This window comes from uncultured Abyssibacter sp. (assembly GCF_964000955.1).
GTDB lineage: Bacteria > Pseudomonadota > Gammaproteobacteria > Nevskiales > OUC007 > Abyssibacter.
In genome coordinates, this window is sequence record NZ_CAXFCL010000307.1 from 1 (window position 1) to 4,882 (window position 4,882).

Genomic DNA, 4,882 nt, shown 5'->3' on the forward strand with positions numbered 1-4,882 from the left:
CGGACAGGCCTGCTGGCAGGCCGTGACGACATCGCCATCGGCCAGCGGCAGATCGCGGATGTCAGCCTCGATGCCGGCGTCGCGGATGCGCTGCACGCAGTAGGTGCATTTCTCCATCACGCCGCGCGAGCGCACGGTCACGTCCGGATTGTTGGCCGGTTTCGGCGTCGCCAGCGCGGCGGTGTTCGTGTAGTCGAACCAGTTGAAGCGCCGCACCTTGTACGGGCAGTTCTGCGAGCAGTAGCGCGTGCCGACGCAGCGGTTGTAGACCATCTCGTTGAGGCCGTCGTCGGAATGCTGCGTCGCCTCCACCGGGCAAACGTACTCGCAGGGCGCGTTCTCGCAGTGCATGCAGGGCACCGGCTGGAAGGCCATGCGTGGTGCGGCCGGCTCGCCCTCGTAGTAGCGGTCGATGCGAATCCAGTGCATCTCGTGGCCGCGCGCGACCTCGTCGGCGCCGACCACGGGAATGTTGTTCTCCGCCTGGCAGGCCGTCAGGCAGGCATTGCAGCCGATGCAGGTATTCAGGTCGATGCTCATGCCCCACTGCGGCAGCGCCGATTTCGCGTTCGGCGACGGCTCGGGGTACAGCGATTCCTGCGGCGCCGGTTCCTGCGCAAAGCCGGGATTGGTACGGAAGCTCGCCAGATCGGCTGCCCGATACAGCTCGCGGCCTTCCATCAGATGGTGGTTCTGCGTCAGCGCCAGCGGCTCGCGGCTGCCGGTCCGCTCGATCGTCGCCCCGGACACGAACCATGGCGCCGTGCTGCCGCGCAGCGGCGCGACGTTGACGCCAACGCCGCTGCCGACCCGGCCCGCCGCCTCGCGCCCCTGCCCCAGCAGCAGGGTGATCGCATCAGCCGGATGGCCCGGCACGACGATCACCGGCAGCTCCACGGATCGCTGTGGCAGCGTCAGCCGCAGGAGATCACCGTCGCGAACGGCGAGCCGCTGCGCCGTCGCCGGCGCAATCTGCGCGGCATTGCCCCAGGTCTGCTTGGTGATCGGCGCCGGCAGTTCCTGCAACCAGCCGTTGTTGGCGTAGCGGCCATCAAACATGGTTGGATGCGGGCGGAATTGCAGCAGCAGGCCCTTGCGCCCGGCCGGCGGCTCGGGAAGGTCTGCGAGCCAGCCGGCACGCGGCTGTGGCGTGGCCGTCTCTGGTGTCGATGCGTCCACGACGCCCTGCGTCAGCCAGCGCTGCCAGTCCGTCTCGAAGCGATCCGCCTGCCCGCTGGCCTCGCGCCACCATGTCTGCAACAATCCGCGCGCGTCGCGCTCCAGGCCGCTGTCCAGCAACTCGATGAATTGCAACGCCGTGCGGCTGTCGTAAAGCGGCTCGATCAGCGGCTGGATCAGGCTGACGGTGCCGTCGAAGGCGCGGGCGTCGCCCCAGGACTCCAGGTCATGGGTGGCCGGGACGTGCCAGTGCGACAGCCGCGCCGTTTCGTCCACGCGCTCGCCCCAGTGGATGCGCAGCGGGATGTTGCCGAACGCGGCGGCGAACTCCAGATCAGCCGGCGCGTCGTACAGCGGATTGGCTTCGACGCAGATCAGGCAGTCGACCGACTTGTCCCGAACGGCTTCGACGAGGCTGGACAGCGGTTCGGTCGCCGGCGCCTCCGGCTCGCGCAGCCGCAGGCCGCGGCCGATCGCACCCAGGTGCGCGTTCATCGCAAGCGCCAGCGCGTGCACCACGGCGGGCTGCTGCGAACCGGCGACGACCAGCGGCCGCCTGGCGCCGGTCAGATCGTCGATCGCGGCCCGCAGCCAGGGTTCGTGACCGGCCGCCTCGCCGCCGGGCACGTCGAGTCCGAGGCCGCTGGCCAGCGCCCGCGCGAGGCCGTCGATACGGTCGGCGGCAACCGACACACGATGATCCGCCGCGGCGCCAGTGACCGTAGGCGCGGACTCGGCGACGTATAGCCGGTTCATGCGGCTGTCCTCCGCCCCGGCGCGACGACCGGCGGCGAAGTGGCGGGCATGGGCCAGAAAGCCGGGCTCGGTCGCCAGCAGATCGGCATCCAGACTGACGATGGCATCGGCGCCGTCCAGGTCAACCACGGGCTGCAAGGGCTTGCCGAACAGCAACGCCGCACCGTCCAGCGCGGCCTGCTGATTGACCGTCACATGCGAAAACCAGCGGGCCCGTGGCCAGCGCCGGCGCAGCGCCTGCCACCGGGCCTGTTCGCTGGGCGAGTTGCGTTCCCCGAGCAGCAAGGCCAGACCGGCGCCGCCGGTTTCATCCCAGTCCTTGCGCAGCGGCGCCAGTGCCTCCAGAAAGGCGCCCGCGGTCGCCACCTGATCGCGATAGCGCGGCGTGCGGGAGCGATCCGGATCGTAAAGCCCCAGCACCGCCGCCTGGGTCCAGCTATCACAGGCGCCCAGCGTGGAGGGGTGGTCCGGATTGCCTTCCAGCTTTACCGGCCGGCCTTCCACGGTCTTCGCGATCACCCCATGGGCGTGACCGTTGATCCGCAGGCTGGTCGCGTAGTGTCGGGCGCGGCCGGGCGTGGCGCCGGCCGGCAGCTTGACGTAAGGCACGATCTCCTCGGCCGGGCGCCCGCAGCCGCCGAGACCGGCCAAAGCCAGGCTGGCCGCCATCAGCTTGAGTACACCGCGGCGGTCGACGCTTTGCTCCCACAGCGGCGCCAGACGCGGGAATTCCTCGCGCAGCAGCCGGCCGAAGTCGGCGGTTCCCGCCAGTTCGTCGAGACTGCGCCAGTAGCGCGGACCGCTGCCCACCGCGTCCAGCGACGACCGCAGCTCATCCAGTCGCAGCACCCGGCTCATCGGTGGCACACCGAGCAGTCGGTCAGGTGATCGACATCGATGCCGAAGGTCTCCAGCAACGCATGACCGTCAACGTCGGCGAGGTCGAAACCCATCTCGGTGACGGCCTCCCGCGGCCGCAGGTTCGGCGCGGGATCACGATGACAGTCCAGGCACCAGCCCATGGTCAGCGGCATGGTCTGTCGCGCCAGCGGCATCCGGTCGATGCGGCCGTGGCAGGACTCGCAGCCCACGCCGTTGTTCACATGCGCGGCATGGTTGAAATAGACGTAGTCGGCGAGGTCATGCACCCGGTTCCAGCGCAGCGGTTCGTTGTTGGCCAGGCTGTCGCGCACCGGCGCGAGCATCTGCGCGTTGGTCCACAACTGGGAATGACAGCTCATGCAGGTCGACGTCGGAGGCACGCCGGCCACGGCGGAGCGCTCGACCCCGCTGTGACAGTAACGGCAGTCAATGCCCAACTCGGCGACGTGATGCTGGTGGCTGAACGGCACAGGCTGCTGCAAGGCCTCGCCCATACCGGTCACGTAGCCGGAATTCACGTAGAGAATGACGCTGGTCGCCAGCCCCAGGATCGCCACAAGGGTGGCGACCAGCACGACCACCGTGAGCGGATTCGCCCGGCGGGGAAAGATCTGCGCTGTGGCAGAGGACTTCAATCGCTGCCGCCCCCATTTACCGCCGCGCTGCGCGCATGCGCCCTACTCCTCCGGTACGTTGCGGCGCAGTTCGTCCAGCCAGATCCTCGCTTCAGAGTCGCTGGGCGCACGCCAATCACCCCGTGGTGATAGCGAACCGCCGGAACCGACCTTGGGCCCGTTCGGCATGGCTGAGCGCTTGAATTGAGAGTTACCGAAGAAGCGCTGGAGGAAGATCTCCATCCAATGCCGGATCTCGGCCAGGGAATACGTCTGCCGCTGGGCTTCCGGGAAATCCGCCGGCCACTCGCCAGCATCCACATCACCCCAGACGCTGTGGCTGAGGAAGGCCACCTTGCTCGGTGGAAAACCGAAACGAGTGATGTAGTAGATATTGAAGTCCTGCAATTCGTACGGTCCAATCTTCGCCTCCGTGCTCTGACTGGGCCCCTCGGATTGGTCCTGTTCTCCGGGCACAAGTTCCGGAGAAATCTCGGTGTCGACAATGGCCTGAAGAATGTCCGCCGTCGCCCGGTCGAATTGTTCCGAGGCGATGACCCAGCGGATCAGGTACTGGATCAGCGTTTTAGGCACGCTGGCGTTGACGTTGTAGTGCGACATCTGGTCGCCCACGCCATAGGTGCACCAGCCCAATGCCAGTTCCGACAGATCGCCGGTGCCCAGGACCATGGCGTCGTAATGATTCGCCAGCCTGAACAGATGCGAGGTGCGCTGGCCGGCCTGCACATTTTCGAAGGTCACGTCGTACACCTGCTCGCCGCGTGCGGCCGGATGCTCCAGATCCTCCAGCATCTGATGACAGGCGGGACGGATGTCGATTTCGCGGGCTGTGATGCCCAGCGCCTGCATCAGTCCCCAGGCGTTGGTCTTGGTCGTATCGCTGGTAGCAAACCCGGGCAGCGTGAAGCCCAGGATGTTCTCGCGCGGCAGTTTGAGCCGGTCCATGGCGCGGGCCGCGACGATAAGCGCTTGGGTGGAATCCAGTCCGCCGGAGACACCGATCACTAGCTTGTTAATGCCTGCTGCCTGGAGGCGCTTGATCAGCCCATGAACCTGAATGTTGTATGCCTCGTAGCAGCGTTCGTCGCGCCTGGCCGGGTCCGCTGGCACGAACGGGAAACGCGGCACGTCGCGGCGAAGCCCGTAGCTGCCGCCGGGCAGCGCGAATTCGAAGGGCACGCGCCGCATCGCACGCACCATCTCGCGATGGTCACCGACGCCGTCGTTGAAGCTGGTCAGGCGCATGCGGTCCTGGGCCAGGCGCTCCAGGTCAACGTCGGAGGTAATCACCTGCTCCTCGTCGGCAAAGCGTTGGGACTCGGCCAGCAGATCGTTGTTCTCGTAGATCAGCGCATAGCCGTCCCAGGCGAGATCGGTGGTCGACTCGCCGCTGCCGGCCGCCGAGTACAAATAGGCGGCTACGCATTTAC

Annotated in this window: 3 protein-coding genes; all 3 read right to left on the reverse strand. The window is 67.3% G+C overall.

The window, feature by feature from the left end; all coding sequences use genetic code 11:
- Positions 1–2,793, reverse strand: a 2,793-nt coding sequence (locus tag ABNS06_RS14600) for a TAT-variant-translocated molybdopterin oxidoreductase (RefSeq protein WP_348675329.1), incomplete at its 3' end; no start/stop codon positions are given.
- Positions 2,790–3,452 carry a cytochrome c3 family protein gene (locus tag ABNS06_RS14605; RefSeq protein ID WP_348675330.1) on the reverse strand — a complete coding sequence of 221 codons (663 nt, stop codon included), beginning with the start codon at positions 3,450–3,452 and terminating at the stop codon, positions 2,790–2,792. The genes ABNS06_RS14605 and ABNS06_RS14600, both read right to left, overlap by 4 nt.
- 42 nt (positions 3,453–3,494) lie before the next feature.
- The coding region (locus tag ABNS06_RS14610) for an NAD(+) synthase (protein WP_348675331.1) at positions 3,495–4,882 on the reverse strand (1,388 nt) is incomplete at its 5' end.